At 55.2% G+C, this 19,519-nt stretch carries 20 protein-coding genes; 7 read left to right on the forward strand and 13 right to left on the reverse strand.

The genetic code is table 11. The features are described from left to right. Positions 1-26 precede the first annotated feature (26 nt). The gene (locus tag GO984_RS15225; protein ID WP_157023472.1) at positions 27-449 is read right to left on the reverse strand and encodes a tellurite resistance TerB family protein; all 423 of its coding nucleotides are present in this window, start codon (positions 447-449) and stop codon (positions 27-29) included. 89 nt (positions 450-538) lie between these two features. Further along, complete coding sequence (locus GO984_RS15230) at positions 539-997, reverse strand: cupin domain-containing protein (protein WP_157023473.1); 459 nt, start codon at positions 995-997, stop codon at positions 539-541. 96 nt (positions 998-1,093) lie between these two features. Between GO984_RS15230 and GO984_RS15235 the strand changes: the two genes are divergently transcribed. Together GO984_RS15235 and GO984_RS15240 are read left to right on the forward strand one after the other, a co-directional pair. After that, positions 1,094-1,981 (forward strand): LysR family transcriptional regulator, encoded by an 888-nt coding sequence (locus GO984_RS15235; RefSeq protein ID WP_157023474.1) that lies wholly within the window; start codon positions 1,094-1,096, stop codon positions 1,979-1,981. Positions 1,982-2,102: 121 nt separating this feature from the next. Continuing rightward, entirely contained in the window at positions 2,103-3,752 is a 1,650-nt protein-coding gene (locus GO984_RS15240) for a lysine--tRNA ligase (RefSeq protein ID WP_157023475.1), read from the forward strand. Between the two features lie 56 nt (positions 3,753-3,808). Here the strand turns inward: GO984_RS15240 and GO984_RS15245 are convergent, their stop codons facing one another. Continuing rightward, the gene (locus tag GO984_RS15245; RefSeq protein ID WP_157023476.1) at positions 3,809-4,696 is read right to left on the reverse strand and encodes a DMT family transporter; all 888 of its coding nucleotides are present in this window, start codon (positions 4,694-4,696) and stop codon (positions 3,809-3,811) included. Between the two features lie 303 nt (positions 4,697-4,999). On the opposite strand from GO984_RS15245, the gene GO984_RS15250 reads away from it, so the two are divergent. After that, positions 5,000-5,830: a class I SAM-dependent methyltransferase gene (locus GO984_RS15250; RefSeq protein ID WP_157023477.1), complete on the forward strand. Its 831-nt coding sequence runs from the start codon at positions 5,000-5,002 to the stop codon at positions 5,828-5,830. Positions 5,831-5,928: 98 nt separating this feature from the next. Here the strand turns inward: GO984_RS15250 and GO984_RS15255 are convergent, their stop codons facing one another. After that, positions 5,929-6,582, reverse strand: coding sequence for a class I SAM-dependent methyltransferase (locus tag GO984_RS15255; RefSeq protein WP_167740365.1), 654 nt, complete (start codon positions 6,580-6,582; stop codon positions 5,929-5,931). Between the two features lie 543 nt (positions 6,583-7,125). After that, the gene (locus GO984_RS15260; protein ID WP_157023479.1) at positions 7,126-7,695 is read right to left on the reverse strand and encodes a gamma-glutamylcyclotransferase family protein; all 570 of its coding nucleotides are present in this window, start codon (positions 7,693-7,695) and stop codon (positions 7,126-7,128) included. A 106-nt stretch (positions 7,696-7,801) separates the two neighbouring features. Between GO984_RS15260 and GO984_RS15265 the strand changes: the two genes are divergently transcribed. Continuing rightward, on the forward strand, positions 7,802-8,248 hold the full coding sequence (locus GO984_RS15265) for an RrF2 family transcriptional regulator (protein ID WP_157023480.1): 447 nt from the start codon (positions 7,802-7,804) through the stop codon (positions 8,246-8,248). 20 nt (positions 8,249-8,268) lie between these two features. Here GO984_RS15265 and GO984_RS15270 read toward each other — a convergent pair whose 3' ends face one another. Both GO984_RS15270 and GO984_RS15275 read right to left on the reverse strand, forming a co-directional pair. Beyond that, entirely contained in the window at positions 8,269-10,788 is a 2,520-nt protein-coding gene (locus GO984_RS15270; RefSeq protein WP_157023481.1) for an ABC transporter permease, read from the reverse strand. Further along, on the reverse strand, positions 10,785-11,492 hold the full coding sequence (locus GO984_RS15275; RefSeq protein WP_157023482.1) for an ABC transporter ATP-binding protein: 708 nt from the start codon (positions 11,490-11,492) through the stop codon (positions 10,785-10,787). Before GO984_RS15275 ends, GO984_RS15270 begins: the two co-directional genes overlap by 4 nt. A 49-nt stretch (positions 11,493-11,541) precedes the next feature. On the opposite strand from GO984_RS15275, the gene GO984_RS15280 reads away from it, so the two are divergent. Next, entirely contained in the window at positions 11,542-12,183 is a 642-nt protein-coding gene (locus GO984_RS15280) for an arylesterase (RefSeq protein ID WP_157023483.1), read from the forward strand. A gap of 8 nt (positions 12,184-12,191) precedes the next feature. Here GO984_RS15280 and GO984_RS15285 read toward each other — a convergent pair whose 3' ends face one another. After that, positions 12,192-13,577 carry an aminotransferase-like domain-containing protein gene (locus GO984_RS15285; RefSeq protein WP_157023484.1) on the reverse strand — a complete coding sequence of 462 codons (1,386 nt, stop codon included), beginning with the start codon at positions 13,575-13,577 and terminating at the stop codon, positions 12,192-12,194. Between the two features lie 122 nt (positions 13,578-13,699). Here GO984_RS15285 and GO984_RS15290 point away from each other — a divergent pair, with 122 nt between their 5' ends. Then, a complete protein-coding gene (locus tag GO984_RS15290) occupies positions 13,700-14,575 on the forward strand; it encodes a DMT family transporter (RefSeq protein ID WP_209279429.1) in 876 nt (291 codons plus the stop codon). 73 nt (positions 14,576-14,648) lie between these two features. Here GO984_RS15290 and GO984_RS15295 read toward each other — a convergent pair whose 3' ends face one another. Together GO984_RS15295 and GO984_RS15300 are read right to left on the reverse strand one after the other, a co-directional pair. Beyond that, complete coding sequence (locus tag GO984_RS15295; RefSeq protein ID WP_157023485.1) at positions 14,649-14,855, reverse strand: cold-shock protein; 207 nt, start codon at positions 14,853-14,855, stop codon at positions 14,649-14,651. A gap of 291 nt (positions 14,856-15,146) precedes the next feature. Next, on the reverse strand, positions 15,147-15,728 hold the full coding sequence (locus GO984_RS15300; RefSeq protein WP_157023486.1) for a L,D-transpeptidase: 582 nt from the start codon (positions 15,726-15,728) through the stop codon (positions 15,147-15,149). 177 nt (positions 15,729-15,905) lie between these two features. On the opposite strand from GO984_RS15300, the gene trxA reads away from it, so the two are divergent. Next, the gene (gene trxA, locus GO984_RS15305; RefSeq protein ID WP_157023487.1) at positions 15,906-16,331 is read left to right on the forward strand and encodes a thioredoxin; all 426 of its coding nucleotides are present in this window, start codon (positions 15,906-15,908) and stop codon (positions 16,329-16,331) included. Here trxA and GO984_RS15310 read toward each other — a convergent pair. The 3 genes from GO984_RS15310 to gltX form a co-directional block, all read right to left on the reverse strand. Beyond that, on the reverse strand, positions 16,328-17,077 hold the full coding sequence (locus GO984_RS15310) for a hypothetical protein (RefSeq protein WP_157023488.1): 750 nt from the start codon (positions 17,075-17,077) through the stop codon (positions 16,328-16,330). The two genes, trxA and GO984_RS15310, sit on opposite strands and share 4 nt — an antisense overlap. A 94-nt stretch (positions 17,078-17,171) precedes the next feature. After that, complete coding sequence (locus GO984_RS15315; protein WP_157023489.1) at positions 17,172-17,543, reverse strand: eCIS core domain-containing protein; 372 nt, start codon at positions 17,541-17,543, stop codon at positions 17,172-17,174. A gap of 637 nt (positions 17,544-18,180) precedes the next feature. Then, on the reverse strand, positions 18,181-19,506 hold the full coding sequence (gene gltX / locus GO984_RS15320; protein ID WP_157023490.1) for a glutamate--tRNA ligase: 1,326 nt from the start codon (positions 19,504-19,506) through the stop codon (positions 18,181-18,183). Between the last annotated feature and the right edge of the window lie 13 nt (positions 19,507-19,519).

The raw sequence follows: 19,519 nt of genomic DNA on the forward strand, positions 1-19,519 counted from the left end.
ACACTCTTTAGCAAGTACAAATTGGATCAGGTCACATGTCGTGCCCGCGCGCCGCGCTCAATCGCGGCGGCATGTAGCCGGTCAATGTTCAGCTCGTATCGGATCTCAGCCAAAAACTCCAATTCGGTCTCGGCCAGTTTCCCATCCGACGCTGCGACATCACAAGCCAGCGCATAGGCGGTCTCGTGTAGCCGTTCGGGCAGGTTATCTCGGATCAGGCCAAATAGCGCATCCAACCCGTCCTCTTGTTCAAAAAGGTCGAACACGGTCTGCGACATCCGTTTGATCCGGTCGATGTCATAATCGGCAAAAATTGGCAGCATATTCACCGCTGACTGGATCTCGATCAGTTCAGAGGTGCGAATATTTTCGTCCGAAGCCGACACCGCCACCATGATCGCAACAAGACAATCCTGCGGGGTAAGCGGGTGTGGGGTTGGCTCGGTCATATGCGCATCCTTTTATGCTGTCTCTTGCAGAGGATAGGATAGGCAGCCTGCGGGATAGGTTCAACTGCTGCCTTTCATATTGGCGACAATCAGCCCTGCGCTGAGAATTGGTATTCGATGTCCTCAAAGCAGCCATTTGGAAACCCATAGGCAAAGCGTAGACCTTCGCCCCCCGCAACGGTGCCATGTTCTGCGCCACCAGGAATATAAATCGCAACGCCCGGACTGATATCATGTGGCATTCCATCAATTGTGACAATCCCGGCGCCCTCCAGACCAAAATAGAACTCAGCCGGGTCATGACGATGAGCTTGCAACCGGCCGCCAGCCTCAAATTCTGCAATACCCAGAACCATGTCACGCGGTGTCTCAGCGGTGCCATTGATCAGCGTGCGCCAGCGCACTTCGCCATAGGTCGGATCAGTGCCGCCGGACAACGGGACATGGGCCGCGTTCACCGCCAAAGGCGCATGCGGCAGGTTACTGGCTTGGTTCAGCACCTCCGTTTCACCAATCTCAGCAGCAAACCCATACAGAATCTCAGTCATAGCGCAGTCTCCTCTTCCTGCCGCCAGTTAGAGGGCTGGGCGGAGCCAGTTCAATAAGGTAAAGCTGCATCACAACATACGCTGAGGTTATGATACATGCGACAACTTCCAGGCTTCTCAGGTCTCACAGCTTTCTACGCTGCAGCACGTCACGGAACACTGACGGCAGCCGCACAGGAATTGAATGTATCCCAACCCGCCGTATCACGACGCATTGCGGCGTTAGAGGCGGATCTCGGGTGCCTGCTGTTTGACCGATCACATAAACCTGCCCAGATAACGCAACAAGGCAGGGACCTGCTGCAGGCGCTGCACAGTGGGTTTGGTCAGATTGAAAACACCGTTGCGCAAATTCGGCAGGCGGCACAATCGCGTGTTGTCACAGTCACCGCGCCCTCTGGGTTTGTGGCATTCTGGCTGATCCCTCGGTTGGGACAGCTGGAAGAAAGCTTCCCGGACCTGACCATTCGTATCATAAGTCAAGAGTATGGTGAGGCCGCGCGCCCTGGTGACGTTGTGATCCGGTTTGGCCTACCCGACCTGGAAGCCACAGAGGAAAGACGCCTGCTCAGCACTGAGGTTTTTCCGGTCGCCAGCCCCCTGTATTTGGATCGACGCGGGATGACGCCCGAACAGCATGATCTGTCCAGTGTGACCCTGTTGACGATGGAAGCCGCACGCAGTCAGTGGCATGACTGGCCCAGCTGGTTTCAGGCCGCCGGAATGGTGATGCCGCGCGGGGTGCGATCTTTGGATTTCAGCTCCTACGCAATGTTGGTGAATGCGGGCTTAGCTGGCCAAGGCGTGTTTCTGGCCTGGGGTGGGGTACTGGATACCTTTTTGCAAACCGGAGCACTGGTGCGCCTACACGGGCCCAGCGCGAGTTCCCTGCGCGGTTATTTCGCGACAGCGCGGGATGGACTGGCTGCAGGGCAGGATGTGCAGCAAATTCTGGATTGGATCACAAAAGAGGCCTGTAAATAGCGCCAATGTTGTGCTGTTCATTGACTCATGCTGCACTAGCACAATAGACCGGGCCAGTCGGCTGCATGGGGCAGCTGGATACGCGATGCGGCCCAATTGAGGCCATCCGATGGAGAACACTATGTCTGATCTGCGCGAAACTGCTCTGAAGAGCAAAGCCTGGCCGTTTGAAGAAGCCCGTAAGGTGCTCAAACGTTATGCCAAAGGCGCGCCGGAAAAGGGATTTGTCCTGTTCGAAACCGGCTATGGCCCATCGGGTTTGCCGCACATTGGAACCTTTGGCGAAGTCGCCCGGACCACAATGATCAAACGCGCGTTTGAAGAGATTTCCGACATCCCAACCAAGTTGGTCTGTTTCTCGGATGATCTGGACGGCATGCGCAAAGTCCCGGGCAACGTGCCAAACCCCGATGCGCTGGTCGAGCATATGCAAAAGCCGCTGACCGCGGTGCCAGATCCGTTTGGCACCCACGAAAGCTTTGGCCATCACAACAACGCCATGCTTCGACGGTTCCTGGATACATTCGGGTTCGAGTATGAATTTATCTCGGCCAATGATTTCTATGGCTCGGGCCAGTTTGACGAGGTGCTGAAGCGCGCGGTTGAGAAGTATGACGAGGTTATGGCGGTGATGCTGAAATCACTGCGCGAAGAGCGACGCCAGACCTATTCCATCTTCCTGCCAATCCACCCGGAAAGTGGTCGCGTTCTTTATGTCCCAATGAAGAAAGTCTGCGCCGAGACCTACACCATCACGTTTGACGACGAAGACGGCAAGGAGTGGACTGTGCCTGTCACCGGCGGCAATGTGAAACTGCAGTGGAAGCCGGACTTTGGTGCTCGCTGGGCCGCGCTGGGTGTTGATTTTGAAATGTACGGCAAGGACCACAGCACCAACACACCGATCTATGACAGCATTTGTCGCATTCTGGGCCACCGTGCACCGGACCATTTCACCTATGAGCTGTTCCTGGATGCCAACGGGCAGAAGATCTCAAAAACATCCGGCAATGGCATCTCGATTGACGAATGGCTGACCTATGCCAGCTCAGAAAGCCTGTCGTACTTCATGTACCTCAAGCCAAAGACGGCCAAGCGGATGCACTTTGATGTGATCCCCAAGGCAGTGGATGAATATCACCAGCAGCTGCGCGCCTATCACGGGCAGGATACCAAAGCGCAGTTGAACAACCCTGTCTGGCACATCCACGGCGGCGACGTTCCGCAGTCGGATATGGTGGTGCCATTTGCCATGCTGCTGAACATCGCCAGCGTGTCCAATGCCGAGGACAAGGAAACCCTGTGGGGTTTCATCAACAAGTACGCCCCTGACGCGACACCGGAAAGCAACCCGACATTGGATCAAGCCGCAGGCTTTGCGGTGGCCTATTTCAATGACTTCGTGAAACCGGCCAAGACCTACCGCCTGCCAACAGATCAGGAACGCACTGCGCTGTCCGATCTGGCCGAAGCGTTAAAATCGCCCGAAGCAGCATTGGCGGCAATTGCCAAGAAGAATGAGATCGACGGCAAGGATGATGCGTTGCCAGAGGTTGATTTTGGCAGCGATGATTTCCTACAGTCGGTGGTCTTTGCCATTGGCAAGATCCACGGGTTCGACCCGCTGCGCGCTTGGTTTTCGGCCATCTACGAGGTCCTGCTGGGTGCAACCCAAGGCCCACGCTTTGGTGGTTTCATCGCCCTGTATGGCGTCGACGAGACCATCGCCCTGATCGACAGCGCGTTGAAGGGCGAGCTGGTCAGCGACTAAGGCTTAACATCGGTTTGAAGATAGAAAAGGCGCCCCTGCGGCGCCTTTTTTGTTACTTAGCTGGGCGATTTGGCTGCTGTGGGCTTATCACGGAAACTGACCAGATAGGCCGCGATCAGCACCAGACATGTGGCCGGTACAAAGGCAAGACCCGGCCAGATCTGAAACACCACCAGATCCGCACCCACGGCAAAAATCAGCGATAGGTATTCCACCCCGGCCAGCTTGGCGGTTTCGGCGAGTTTCAACCCAAGCGTCATGCAGATATGGGCAAGACCGCCGGCCAGTCCGGCGCCAATAAGATAGCCATAGGTGACAAGGTCGGGACTGGCCCAACCTAACGGGAGTGAACACAGCCCACCAATTGCGCAAACCAAGGCAAAGTAAAAGGCGATGGCGCCGGGATGTTCGGTTTTGGTCAGGCCACGGATCTGCACCTTGGCAAAGGCGGTGATCACTGCAGTGATCAATCCCAGCATTACACCAAGCAAATAACCGTCGCCTTGGCTGCCCTCGATCGCGGGGACGGTAATCACCAGCACACCGGCAAAGCCAAAGACAACGGCCAGGATGCGGGTTCGGTTGATCTCTTCTCCCAGCATGATGCGCCCAAGGATCAGCATTACAATCGGAGTAAGGTAGCCAATCACCGTGCTGTCAGCAACCGGCAGGTATTTTAGCGAGGCAAAAGACGTGGCCATGGCCGCCATCCCCAACAAGCAGCGTAGGATATGGGACCCGGGGCGCTTGGTCAGCAATCCGGTTGGGAGATCTCCGGTCAAGTACAAATAGATCACCAGCGGCAGCAGAGCGACAGCACTGCGCCAAAAGATGATCTGCCCCAAAGGGACGGTTTCTGTAGTCAGCTTTACAAAAACCACCATAACGGTGAAGAAAAAGCTCGCTGCTACACGTAGGGCAAGGCCAAATTGATCCTGTGACATTCCAAATCTTTAGGTGATTGAATTGGCTTGGCTGGTCCGGGTTCTCTTTACTAAGCGTGAGAAATATTCAGCTTGAGATTAAATGCGCGGCAGAAGCGAGTGTCCAGTCTAAACGTTCACGTCTACCACCCCCTTTACAGAGCAAAACGTTGCACCTGATTGACGGACGGGTGACATAAAACCATTGACTCGATTTGTTCGACACCTGTTTGATCGGGGGTAAGATTTGGAACGTTTACATTTGGCTATCTCATAAAACGGTGTGACCCCGTTGGCGATGGTTTCAAGAGAGCGAGTTGTATTATGGAAATTGATAGTCCCAGCGCATCCTTTATTGGCACGATCCCGGCAAATTATGACCGCTATCTTGGCCCGTTGATATTTGAGTTCTCGGCTGCTGACATGGCAAAGCGGGTGGCAAGCGGACTAGACGGTCCCGCTCGAATTCTGGAGGTGGCATGTGGGACAGGCATTTCGACACGTCATCTGTCTGAAAAGACACTTGGCGGAACCGAAATCACCGCAACAGACCTGAACCAGGCCATGCTGGATTTTGCCGCTGAGAGAAATGGCTCACTTGAGGGGGTAACATACCAACAGGCCGACGCTCTGGCCCTGCCCTTTGCGGACAATGAATTCGATGCCGTGGTTTGCCAGTTTGGGGTAATGTTCTTTCCGGACAAAGCCGCAGGTCTAGCCGAAATGTCGCGTGTTCTGAAACCCGGCGGTCAGTTGACCATCACAATTTGGGATCGCTTTGAGTTCAACCCGGCTGTCGGGATTGTTGATAGCGTCATTAAAAGTGCGTTTGACGCCAACCCACCGCGCTTTCTTGAGGTGCCCTTTAATCTGCTCGATGTCAGCGCAGTGGAAAGCCTGTACCATGGCGCGGGTTTTCAGGACGTTGAGGTCGCCCATGTCAGTGAAGCTGCAAAAGTGCTCGACCATGAAAACGTTGCACGCGGCTTCCTCACCGGAAATCCGACGGTGTTAGAGGTAAATGACCGCGGTTCTGTAGACATTGAAACCCTCATCACGGCAGCAAGCAAAAAGCTGGAAGACACCTTTGGACCGGTGCCGGTCGCATTACCGTTTCGGGAAATTACATTTCAATCCAGGAAGTCGAAGCCGTAGATGGAAAGCAGATAGGAATTGCACGCATCCTATATTGGCGATGGGATCGGCAATTTTGCTGCGATGAGCGACCCTGTACAGTTTACACCAATGGCCTTTCACAACCCCCGTGAGAGCCGGTCAAATTTGTTTCCAACCCGACCTGCAAACCCCGGCTTACGGCCGGCGACAATTGTCACCGATCCTGACCGAGACCGGAGGAACTTGCTCCCCTTGGGCTCATAAACTGCGTCTGGGCGCTTGTTAGACTGTTTCTCGGCAAAGCACTTCGAGAAAACCAATTCACCACCTGCGGCCTGAATTGCCTTGGTCAGACTTTCCTGTGTAAAAAAAATGGTATGCGGATCATGCCGGGAATTCAGAACCAAATGGCTTAACCCGCCTTGAGGCACTTCGATCAACAAGCGCCCATTTGCCTTCAAACAGCCAAGCAGAACAGTCAGCGTTTCCACCAGTCGTTCGGCGACAAGGTGCTCCATCGAATGTGAAGATATGATCGCGTCAAACGACCCACGTGGCAAGTCATCCAGGCTCTCATATTGGGTAGCACCAATATAAGACAGGTACTTTTGGCTATCTAGATCAGGTTCAAACGCGGCAAGTGTTTTTGCCTGAGAGATCGAAAGTAGATAGCCGGGTCCACTGCCAAAATCCAATATATGCTTAAGCGGATTTCTCAGGCTTTCGAGCACCGAAAGCTGCCGACTCGCACGAGCAAAATAACGGGAAAGGCGTGGACTTTTGCTCCGCATTTCAGGGGAGAAGTATTGCTCTGGTTCAATTTGTCGATCCCCCCGATTGGACCGGGAATATTGAACGCTGTAAAAGTTATCTAGCAAGACATCGGCATCTACGACGTAGCCCAGGCCACAGGCTGTACAATACTCAATCGTACTTGATGCAAATGGTTCAACTTCAGATGGGTAGTTGCTCGCGTATTCGACTGAATTTTCATTGCAAACGGGACAGGTTTTTACTTCGCTCAATGCTTTGAAGGGAATATTCATTTTTGAACACATTAATCAAAGCTCCAAAGATTTTTGCCAGTTGAGTTTCTTATGTGAGGTATGAACCTTAGCTATTATAGTTCGGGAGAAATATCCGCGTAACAAAGGTGGGCACTGTGTATTGAAGTTGGGCCGCGCCTAGTTTCAAAAATGTGCACGGCTCAGTTTATATATCACCTTTACCATGCTTAGCAGAATTTTGATTTAAAAATTTCAATTACGGCCCACCTGCCCTGATTAGGTTTGCCGTAATTATAGTTGTAACCCCTGTTTTTTCAAATTCGGCAGCTATGCTGCAGCGATAATCCGGGCATCCAGGGCGTTCAGGTGATCATCAACCAATTGCAATTCAGCAGGACCTAAGGGTTGGTGGCGCGGATAACGTGGCGCAGAACGGTCGTTCAGAATGGGGGCTGTCCAGCCATCCGTGCTGGCAAAAAACTCCGCCACTCCGTCTGCACCAAACACCTGAGCATAGCCCTGCACCACGACATCCAAGTAACTCAACAGAATTGGGTGCTGATCTGTAACCGCTTGCTGACATGCCGGCGGCACCGCATAGACTGAAATTTCAGGGGATTGCTGCATCCCATGCTGGACTGCGTTCTGTGTCGACAACCGATCATACGCGAATTCGCGTTGGTCCAGCGCCTCCCAGTCCGCATTCGGAACCGCAGCGATCAACCCGTCGATTTCGCTCTCTGCACAGGGAACAGCCGTCAGAAAGGCAACTTCGCGCAGGGTGGTATGTGCCCAACTGCGACGCCAGCCTCTCAACCGTGCGGGCTGTGGGTCGTGATAGTCGTGGGTCGCCAGGTTCACCAGGCTTCCATAGCCAAAGAAATAAGGGTTGGACATCAGGGTTGGACCTCACATAGCGTCAATCTGTCTTATTGATGTATGTCAAACCGCTTTTTGAATGGCTGTGCAATAATGAATTACAAGTAGTGATTGGAAGAGTGAAATGCGTATAACCAAAAGAACCAACATTGCAGTACGATTGTTGATGTATTGTGCAACCAACACTGACCGGTTGGTGACCAAATCTGAAATTGCAGAATGCTGCAATATCTCTGAAAACCATCTGGCGCAGGTGATCAATCAGCTTGGCCAACTGGGCATTCTGCACACCCAACGGGGACGCAACGGCGGCATGAGCCTGCAGAAACCCGCCACCGACATCCGCATAGGCGAGGTTTTTCGCCAGGTCGAGGGCGACCTGCCAATGGTCGAGTGTTTTGCTGATAACGACAATACCTGTCCGCTTACCAATGCCTGTCGTTTGAAACTGGCCCTTACCGACGCTGCGCACGCTTTCTATGCGTCGCTGGATGATATTACCCTTGAATCTCTGGTCTGTGACAACTTCGACTTGATGAAAATCCTGCAACCCGTCAGCTGCGGTCGTTAAACCGCAGCTGCACTCTGACTCTATTCCCGTGACCGCAATTGCCCTGCCGGACGCGCGGCCAGAGGTTGCCAGGCGAACACCAGCCCGGCCAACAGGGTTGCCAGTACACCACCGCTGACAATGGCCAGCGCATTGGGCCAGATCACTTGATAGCTGATCTCGAACACATAGGTGTTCACCGCCCAAGCCCCGGCAATACCGGCCGACAGCGCAACGACGCCAGCCCCCGCGCCTAAGATAACGGAACGGAGCGCAAAACTGGACAATATGCGTGCACGCGAGGCACCAAGCGTTTTTAACAATGCAGCTTCATAGCGACGCGCTGGCTCGCCTGCGGCAGCGGTTCCCAGCAGGACCAAGAACCCAGTCAATAACGTTGCCGCCGCGCCGTAAGCCGTGGCAGAGGCAATCTGGCGCAGAACCTCAGACACGCGCTCAATTGCGTCCCGCACCCGGATGCCTGTCACATTGGGCATGTCACGCCCCAGATCACGCAGGATCAGTGCCTCGGCTTGTTCCTCGGCATAAACGGTGGCGATAAAGCTGTGGGGGGCCGCAGCCAGTGCTTGTTCATTCAGGACCAGAACAAAACCCATTCCGGCGTTGGAAAAATCAACATCACGCAGGCTGGTAATTGTCGCCGTGATGTCACGGCCCATAATGTTCATCGTCAGGGTATCCCCCAGCGTCAACCCCAGCTCCTCGGCCTCTTCAGCAGCAAAGCTGATTTGGGGTGGACCGGAATAATCCTCAGGCCACCATTCGCCAGCTGTCAGTTTGGTTTCCTCGGGCTTTTGGCCCGCATAGCTGATCCCCCGGTCGCCGCGCACCACCCAGTGATCCCTTGCCACTTCGCGCGCGGGTTGGCCATTGATCTGAGTGACAACACCGCGCAACATCGGCGCGCTTTCCATTTTGGAAACCTCCGGATCACCATTAATCCGCTCTGCAAAAGCAGGCATCTGATCCCGTTGGATATCAACAAAGAAATACGATGGCGCCCGGTCCGGCAGGTTGTCCCCGATGGCACGGCGCATATTGCCGTCAATCTGGCCAATCGCAGCCAAGACCGTCAGGCCCAGCCCCAGTGACAACACCACCGGTGTGGCCCCATCGCGGGCCGTGCCAATCGCAGACAATGCCCAGCGCAACGCCGGTCGACCCCGTGTCAACCGGGTGCTGCGCCGCGCCGCGATGCCGAGCAAAAGTGCGGCCAACAACAACACGGCCAGTGCAGCGGCCAGCCCAGCCGCCGCCCAAAGCGTCAGTTCAGGCGATCCGCTAAACCAGGCCGCAGCCCCAACCAGCAACGCAAGCGCCAGTGCGGTGGCAAACAGGTAACGCACCGCAGGCAGGTGGTTGCGGCCACCAAAAGCATCCCGAAACAGTTCGGCCGCGCGGATGCGTTCAGCACGCGCCAAAGGCCACAGGGTAAAGATAAAGGCGGTCAGCCCGCCGTAAATTGCCGCCTCAACCAGCGCTGATGGGTAGAAAGAGAAATCGGCCGGGAATGGCAGTTGGGCAGCGATCAGAGGCCCAAACAGGACTGGCCCCAAGCCACCAATGACCAGACCAATGGCAATACCCAACAGGGCCAGGGCGCCAATTTGCAGGAAATAGGTCATGAAGATTGTCGAACGATCTGCCCCAAGGGTGCGTAGCGTGGCGATGGTTGCGGTTTTGGTGGCCAGATAGGCCCGCACCGCAGCCGACACCCCAACGCCACCCACAGCCAATCCAGACAGACCAACAAGGATCAGGAATGAGCCCAACCGTTCAACAAACCGGGTGATACCGGGGGCACCGTTACGCGCATCACTCCATCGTAACCCACTGTCCGAAAACTGGCTCATTGCGGCTTGTTTCGTAGCGTCCAGATCGGTGTCATCAGGCAGCTCAAGGCGATACTTGGTATCAAACAAGGTGCCGGGGGCCAGCAGTCCTGATGTCTGCAATGCCTGCGTCGCCACAATTGTACGTGGCCCAATGGAGAACCCTGACGCCGCAGCATCCGGTTCGATCACCAATTCCGCCATCAGTCGGAAATCTTGCGTGCCAAGCTGGAAAATATCACCAACCTGCAGGCCCAGACGGGCCGATAGGGCCAACTGCATGACCGCCCCCGGTACGCCACCTTCCCCGGCCAAGGCCTGTTCCAATGGGATATTTGGCGACAGAACCACCGTTCCGGTCAGCGGATAGACATCATCTACTGATTTGACTTGGGTCAGCACCCGGTCCTCTCCGACCACAGCCATAGAACGGAACTCAGCGATTTCGGACACGGCGCTTGCATGTTCCGCCATCCAGGCGCGAGTGGCGTCATCGGCAAACCGATAAGTGAACTCCATTTCGGCGTCACCGCCCAACAGCACAGCACCCTGACTGGACAAACCGTGTTCAATCGAAGCCCGCACCGTGCCAATGGCTGCAATCACCGCAACGCCCAGCGCCAGACAGGCCAGAAAAATGCGAAAGCCACGTAAGCCGCCACGCAACTCGCGCCGGGCAAAGCGCCAGGCCAAAGACAGGGACTTCATTCTGCGGCCTGTTTATCAGCTGTTGTTTCAATCCGGCCATCTCGCAGACGCACCACGCGATCACAGCGTGCGGCCAGTTCGGGGGCATGGGTGACCATGATCAGGGTTGCACCGTGGCGATCGCGCAGGTCGAACAGCAGGTCCATAATGGCGCTGCCATTGGCCTCGTCCAGGTTTCCTGTGGGCTCATCCGCCAGCAAAATATCGGGCCGTGGTGCCACAGCGCGGGCCAGTGCCACCCGTTGTTGTTCTCCGCCAGACAGCTGCGCCGGGAAATGCCCCGAGCGTGCACCCAGCCCCACCGCCTCCAGTTCCGCCTGTGCGCGCTCAAACGCGTCTGCATGGCCTGCTAGCTCCAGCGGTGTAGCGACATTTTCCAGTGCGGTCATTGTGGGGATCAAGTGAAAGCTCTGGAACACCACCCCCATATGATCCCGCCGGAACCGCGCCAGCCCATCTTCATCCATCGCGGTCAGATCCTGACCCAGCGCGGTAATTTTCCCACCAGAGGCCTGTTCCAATCCGCCCATCAACATCAACAACGATGACTTGCCGGACCCGGAGGGACCAACCAGACCCAGCGTTTCACCCTTGGTTACGTTAAGGTCAATCTGGTGCAGGATTTCCACCACTCCGGTATTGCCATTCAACGACAAGGATGTGTCTTGTAAGGACAGAATTGGGGAAGTGGTTTGTAATGTCATGAAGCCGCGCCTAATTGGTATATCGTTGCGATATGGAGGTTCTAGCCAAATGCACAAGATGCTGACCACTGCAGTGCTGCTTTTTATTTCAACCATGGCAGCCGCCGAGCCCCTGCGCATCACTGCGTTTGGCGACAGTCTGGTGCATGGATATGGGCTGCCCACGGATCAGGGGTTGGTGCCGCAACTGCAGGTTTGGCTACAGGAAAATGGCGCTGATGTTGTTCTGACCAACGCTGGCGTGTCGGGTGATACGACGGCCGGTGGCGCAGCGCGCATTGATTGGACATTAAGCGATAACCCACAGGGATTGATCATTTTGTTGGGCGGCAATGACATGCTGCGAGGGATGAAACCGGAAAATGCCAAGACCAACTTGGCCGCTATTTTGACCGCGGCACAGGCACAAAACGTCGATGTGCTGCTGATCGGGATGCAGGCGCCGGGCAATTTCGGGCCCGATTACAAGGTCGCGTTTGAGGCCATCTATAGTGATCTGGCAACGCAGTTTGGCAGCCTGCTGTTCAAAGATGCCTTTACAGGGATCTCGAACCAAGTGTCCGGTGATCCGGTTGCGGCGCAGAAGTACCTGCAAGACGACGGCATCCACCCCAATGTCGAAGGGGTGGCATTGAATGTCGCGGCGTTAGGGCCTGTGGCCTTACAGTTGGTTGAGCGGATTTCAAAGTAATAGCCGCCTTATCGCGCCTCAAGCCCACGTTCTAAAACTTCAAACACCTTTGGGTCGGACATCTGGCTTACGTTGAACCGCATAAACGATGTCATTGATTGCGACACACTAAAGACATTCCCGGGGGCCAGAACAATGTTTTCGACCAGCGTGGCCTTGGCCAGATCTGCGGCGTTCACCTGTTCCGGTAGGCTGCACCACAGGTAGAACCCACCCCGGGGCATCAACCAGGGTGTAACCCCCAAGCTGGTCAATCGAGTCGCCACCTCGCGACGGTGTTTGGTTAAACGGTTCCGCAGGGCCTCCATATGTTTGCGATAGCTGCCATTGCTGAGCACCGAGTAGATCAGTTCCGTTGCGACCGGACTCGGACCACCAAAATTGGTGGCAACCTGCAGATCCGTCAGGGCCTCGATCCAGTCAGCGCGGGCCGTGATGTATCCACAGCGCACCGAGGCCGAAAGGGTTTTGGAAAAGCTGCCAATACGGATCACCCGGTCCAAGCCTTCCATCGTCACCAATCGAGGCGATGGGCTGGGCTCAAATGCTGCAAAGATGTCGTCCTCGATGATGACCAGATCATGGGATGTCGCCAGATTTAAAACCCTGTGGGCAACCTGCGGCGACAAGGTGGCCCCTGTTGGATTGTGAAGCGCCGAATTGGTGATGTAGAGACTGGGTTTATGCTGGATCAGCGCCTGCTCAAACAGCTCAATATCCGGCCCGGATTGGGTGAGAGGCACGCAAACCAACTCGACACGGTGCGCCCTTAGCAGAGCCTGAAAATTGAAATAACAGGGATCATCCACCAGCACGGTATCGCCCGGACGTAGTAAAAACCGACATATCAAGTCGATGGCTTGGGTCCCAGAGGGCGTCAGCAGAACCTGATCTGGCCCAACATTCAAACCTTCGTCAATGAATTGCCGTGCCAGCAACCGCCGCAAATTCAGCGCACCTTGGGTGCTGCCATAGTCTGATAACAATGCGTCATCAGAGCGCCCCAAGTTACGCAGGGCCTGTCGCATTGCCGTATTGGGCATCCAATCCGCCGGCAGCCAACCGCAGCCGGGTTTGAGCGCGTCAGGCGCCGCATCCAGAGACTGTCGTGAGACCCAGAACGGATCAACCGAACGGTCCAACTGCGGCCCCACCTCGCTGACAGCAAAGGGCTGAGTGCTGCGCCCCACAAAAAATCCTGCGCCGCGCCGGGCAAATATTGTGCCCTCTGCCGCCAGATGATCATAGGCCTCCACCACGGTAGACGGCGACACCTGCATGGTACTGGCAAAACCCCGTATCGACGGCAGTTTCTCCCCCGGTTGCAGCGCCCGACTGCTGATTTTGCGAAGAATGGCGTCAACCACCAATGCGGTCCGTGAGCCTTGCTTCATTTCAAGCTCCTGCATCTGTACTGGAAAACATACCAGTACAGTTTGGGTTTATTGTATTGATCTGTTCCTACATTAGTCTCGCGCTGTTGCATAGGTTTCCCAAAAGTCAGGAGACCAAACACATGCAAGCCATTTCACAAACCAGCTCAATGCGAGGATGGGGCAGCGGGTTGATTGGCGTCATTATCTTTAGCGCCTCCTTGCCCGCAACCCGTATCGCCGTCACAGGGTTTGAGCCGGTTTTTCTAACTTCAGCACGGGCGGTTATTGCCGCCATACTCGGGGTCGTCTTACTGGCATTGCTGAAACAATCCCGCCCCAAGGCAATGGATGTTCCACCCTTGCTGATCGTCGCCTTCGGAGTGGTCGTTGGGTTCCCCCTGCTGACTGCCATGGCGCTGCAATACATCACGGCGGGCCATTCGATCATTTTCATCGGCCTGCTGCCACTAACAACTGCGATATTTGGCGTGCTGCGCGGCGGTGAAAAGCCCAAGCCTATGTTTTGGGTTTTCTCTGGGTTTGGAGGTTTGGCAGTTGCTGCTTATGCCCTGTCGCAAGATGCCCAAATTTCGGTTCAAGGGGATCTGTTAATGGTCGGGGCAATTACTGTCTGCGGCCTGGGCTATGCCGAAGGCGCCACCCTGTCCCGCAGAATGGGCGGCTGGCAGGTGATCTCTTGGGCCTTGGTGCTGTCTCTGCCGATCATGGCTGCTATCGCAATAGTCGCAATGCCCAACAGCTGGTCCGGTATCAGTCCAGCGGCATGGGTCAGCCTGGGCTATGTGTCGATCTTTTCGATGCTGGTGGGATTTGTGTTCTGGTATCGCGGCCTGGCCTTGGGTGGGATCGCCGGAGTGGGCCAGCTCCAGCTGTTGCAACCGTTTTTTGGATTGATGCTCGCGGCACTTTTATTGGGCGAAGCCATTGCACCGTCGATGGTCGCCGTTACTCTGTTTGTGGTCAGCTGCGTGGTTGGCGCAAAGCGCTTTGCTTAACGCCACAGACCCGCTGAACCAGAATACATGCACACAAAAAGACGGCCCCATTAGAGGCCGTCTTTGCACCGGCTTAAGCCAGTGCAATATTCACTGCGGACTCGCGACCATCACGGCCGGGCTGCAGTTCATAAGTTACTTTCTGGTTGTCAGCCAGGCCTGTCAGGCCAGCTTGCTCAACAGCAGAAATATGTACAAATACGTCACGGCCGCCATCGTCGGGTGCGATGAAGCCGAAGCCTTTGGTTGTGTTAAACCATTTGACGGTGCCATTAGCCATCGTCATGCCTCCTAATCGTCTGGTCTGCCCGCACCATGCGGCAGGTCGGCAAAGTCAGTGCAAAATCGAAGCCTGAGCCGAAAACGGGCAGTCTATAGCCGATAGCGTAACATCGCGGTTCTAATGTTGTCGGCAATGAAGGAACTGTGCAAGGAAAATTGCCCTTTTCAGCGAAAATCGGTTAAATTCAGCTGGTCACACCACTTTCCACCCACCTGAAATAAATTTCACTGGCGTGATTTTGCGTTCATTCTATAGGTTGGTTATCTCAAAACCCACCGCCTCAGCACCCTACAAAACGGTAACAACAGTACCGACAGGGACACGTTGGTACAGATCGATCACATGCTCGTTGAGCATACGAATGCAGCCGTTTGACACAGATTGCCCAATGGTCTCCGGCTGGGTGGTGCCGTGAATACGGAAGTAGGTGTCGACGCCGTTCTGAAATAAATACAATGCCCGCGCACCCAATGGGTTTGTCGGGCCACCAGGCTGAACATATTTGTTGTCTACAAAGCGCGAATAGGTTCTGGGTTCGCGTTCGATCATCTCGTCAGTTGGACGCCAGGTCGGCCATTCTTTTTTGACCTCGATAATCGCAGAGCCGGTAAACTCCAACCCGGCCCGTCCGACCCCAACCCCGTAACGAAGTGCCTTACGCTTGTCGGTGACAAAATAGAGATAGAAAGAACGCGGCAGGATCAGCAACTGACCAGGCTCGAACTCTTTCTTGATCCGGACTTCCTGTGGCGTTGGGTCAAACACAGCAGGTTTTGATTTTGCAAGGGCCAGGCTAGGCAGCGATAAAGCAAGACCACCTGCAGCAGAAGCGTTGACAAACTGGCGGCGACTAAAGCAATTGGTGGACATGGCACCTCTCTAGGATTTTGGGCTCTTCCTTCAGAATTGCCCCAGTTTCTTGTTCGGTCAAATAAAATCCGCGTGCAGCAACCGATCCTCCGATCCCCAGCATGCAGGTGATAAGTTCTTGAGCCTGCCGCTACAAAACCTATATGGGATTTGGAATATTAATCTGGAGGACGCGTCATGGCGACCAAGACACTGACTTGCCTATCCTGCGCCCAACTCAATCGGGTGCCCGACGACAAGCTAGGCGCCAACCCAAAATGCGCCACCTGCGGCACTTGGTTGTTGCCCGCCAAGCCCATGGACGTGGACCCAGCCATTTTACAAAAAGCGGCACAAAACGATGATCTGCCATTGGTGGTCGATTTTTGGGCCCCTTGGTGCGGCCCTTGCAAAATGATGGGTCCTGAATTCAGCAAGGCGGCAAAAAAGCTAAGCGGCAAGGCACGGTTGGTGAAAATGAACACACAAGATCACCAGTCCACCGGAGCCCGGTACCGGATCAAAGGCATTCCCACCATGGTCGCATTTGAACGCGGCAAGGAGAAAAAGCGCAAATCGGGTGCGATGCGCGAAGGTCAGATTGTCGGCTGGGTTAAGGGTTAGAACTCTATCACGGTAATCAGCTTGACCTCTCTTTGAACCGGAGCGCTGGGCGCTATACCCGCCGATGCAGAAGTACTGAGAGCTGGTCTGAGTTCGACTAACGCGCTTGGGGCAAACAGAGCGCTTTCAACTTCCCGCCGCAGCTCCTCGCTGACCCGATCTGCGTCACAGGCACCGCGAATTACCCATCTCTGGTATGACGCCGGCCCGGCCACGGTGCCGGAAACAACCCGTGATGCGACATCATTTTCGCTGACTTTCTGTGAATGGATCAGGGTTTTGATCATTTCTGCCGTCAAATCGGCGCTGTCCTGAAAAGTCATATCCTTGATCGTTTCCTCGCGAGCTGTCGGCTTGCCGTCAGTCAGACAATGACGCGCCACATAGATCCAGTCATGCACCATATAGGCGGGGGCATATCCCCAGGGAGAGAACCCTTTGAACAGTTGCGCTTGCTTTGGGATCGACCCGCCATCGGTGTACATGATTTCAGGCTCGATCACCTTGACCCCAGCGGGATCACCCCCTCGGGTGAACCGAAGTGGGTTGTTCTGGTCCGGCACATAGACAAACCTGCCGCTACCGGTATCATCCCCTTCACCGATCCACATCACAAACAGCGATCCGGTGAACTCACCTACAGGGGCCGCATCATAGTCGACAGACCCGCAACCTGTCAGGGTTGCGCAAATCGTCAATGGTGTAAAAAAACGCTGGGCGAGTGCAACAAAGGTCCTGAAAGGCAAACAACTAATCCTGTAAATGAACGTCTCTGGAAATGATGACAGACTAAGATCAGAAACAAGAAAGTCCATTCATACTCAGAACACCCTATATCGCCTATTTCGCGATAAGCGCCTCGCCATCTTTTGGTTTGGGAACTTTACCCCGGCTCTGCTGCAAAACATGTGCCAGTTCATGCACCAGTGTTTCGGGTTTCTTGGCATCTCCGGGACGCATAAAATACACGTTGTGCCCCTGCGTAAACGCCTTGGCCTTTAGCTCTTTGCAGAGTTCCTTGATGTTGCCGCCGGTGTGCACCCGCACCTTGGCCAGTTTCGCACCAAAGTGTTTCTCCAGACCGTCACGGACATCTTTTGGCAGCTTCAGTTCCTTGGTGCTTTCGGGCGCTTTTTTTAGCGCCTTGCGCTTGGCTTTCTTGCCGCCTGTGGCCTCGACCATGGTGGCGATTTCTTCTGGGGATTTGGCCATTGGAGACTCCACTTTCTGTAGAAACACACATTGGACTTGTGACCAGAATAGATTGCCTGAGGCGTCTGTCAAATCTCATCCACACAACAACACGCGAGCGATTAATCACTGCACGCCAATAGCCCGGTCAGCCTGTGGCGTCCGGTTCCTCAGTCAGATTGCGGTTTGATATTGCTTACTCAGGTATAAAGATGGCGACGTCGCCAAAGCGGATGCGGACGGGGATCAAACCCCGCGTGCTAAACGTTGTCTCTGCGCGCCCCTATCGTGATGGGACCCTGTTCCATGTGCCGGGGGTGATAGGCCCAGCGGTATTCGCGAATGGTCGCATACTGCGACATACGGCAAAACTTTCCCTAAACAGACCGTGCGGTACTCGCCCAACGCCTTTCCCAAAAGGCGGCATTTTGCGGCCAGAGGGAGCAATGAGTATTTTTGGCAAAAAGAAGCCCGCGATCGGGACAAACACCACTGTTTCTTTTTGCTTCTAAATACTCAAATTCCGAAGATGCTTCTGGACCAGATCTTCAAAACTCTGGGCGAGCTGCTCCGCTGTTCGGGCATGGCAAGCCTGGCTTCACAAAAAACCGCGCCCACCAGAAAGGTGCGTGCGGTTCAAAATCATATATAAGGCAAATCAGCCGCGGGCGCGGATAACCTGCATCAGCGACAACAGCGCACTCATGTCTGGGCCGCGTTCCATGCCGGTAACCGCGTGACGCAGTGGCATGAACAGCTTTTTGCCCTTGCGACCAGTGGCTTCCTTCACCGCTGTGGTCCAAGTTTTCCAAGTGTCCGCGTCATAAGGACCTTCGGGCAACAGCGCCATTGCCTCGGCGATGAACTCTTTGTCCTCATCCGCGATCAATGGCTCGGCACCGTCGCGGCACAGGGTCCACCAGGTTTCGAGATCAGCCAAGGTGGTGATGTTTTCCTTAGCGACATCCCAGAACGTTGCCTGCTTGTCAGCAGGAACACCCAGTGCATCTAGGTCGGACTTTACGTTTTCCAGAGGCAGCGACTGCAAGTAGCGGCCAGTCAATGGGAACAGGTCCTGCACGTCGAACTTGGTTGGCGCAGAGCCAAAACGGTTGATGTCAAAACCTTCGATCAGCTCGGCCATTTCATTGCGCAGCTCGATCGGGTCGGACGAGCCAAGACGGGCCATCTGTGACAGCAGCGCCATCGGCTGCACGCCCTGCTCGCGCAGGTCGCGCAATGCCAAGGTGCCCAGACGTTTCGACAATGCTTCGCCCTGAGGGCCGGTTAGCAGCGAGTGGTGGGCGAACTCAGGTGGAGTGCCACCCAGCGCCTTGATGATCTGGATCTGGGTTGCGGTATTGGTCACGTGGTCAGATCCACGTACAACGTTGGTCACACCCATTTCGGTGTCATCCACAACAGATGCGATTGTATAAAGCACCTGACCGTCACCACGGATCAGCACCGGGTCGGAAACCGAGGCAGCGTCGATCGAGATATCGCCCAACACACCGTCAGTCCACTCGATCCGCTCGTGGTCCAGCTTGAAACGCCAGACACCGTCGCCACGCTCGGCGCGCAGGGCATCTTTTTCAGCATCTGACAGGTCCAGCGCGGCGCGGTCATAGACCGGCGGCTTGCCCATGTTCAGCTGCTTCTTGCGCTTCAGGTCCAGCTCGGTTGGGGTTTCAAACGCCTCGTAGAAGCGGCCAATGTCACGCAGCTTGTCGGCAGCATCGGCATATTGATCCAGACGGTCGGACTGGCGTTCGACCTTGTCCCAGGTCAGGCCCAGCCATTCCATGTCCTGCTTGATGGCATCGACATATTTCTCTTCGGACCGGTTTGGGTCCGTATCGTCGATGCGCAGAATGAAGGTGCCGCCGGCCTTGCGGGCGATCAGATAGTTCATCAGCGCGGTGCGCAGGTTGCCGACGTGGATATATCCGGTGGGCGACGGGGCAAAACGGGTGGTGGTCATCACATGTCTCCTG

This window comes from Parasedimentitalea huanghaiensis (assembly GCF_009753675.1).
Classification (GTDB): domain Bacteria; phylum Pseudomonadota; class Alphaproteobacteria; order Rhodobacterales; family Rhodobacteraceae; genus Parasedimentitalea; species Parasedimentitalea huanghaiensis.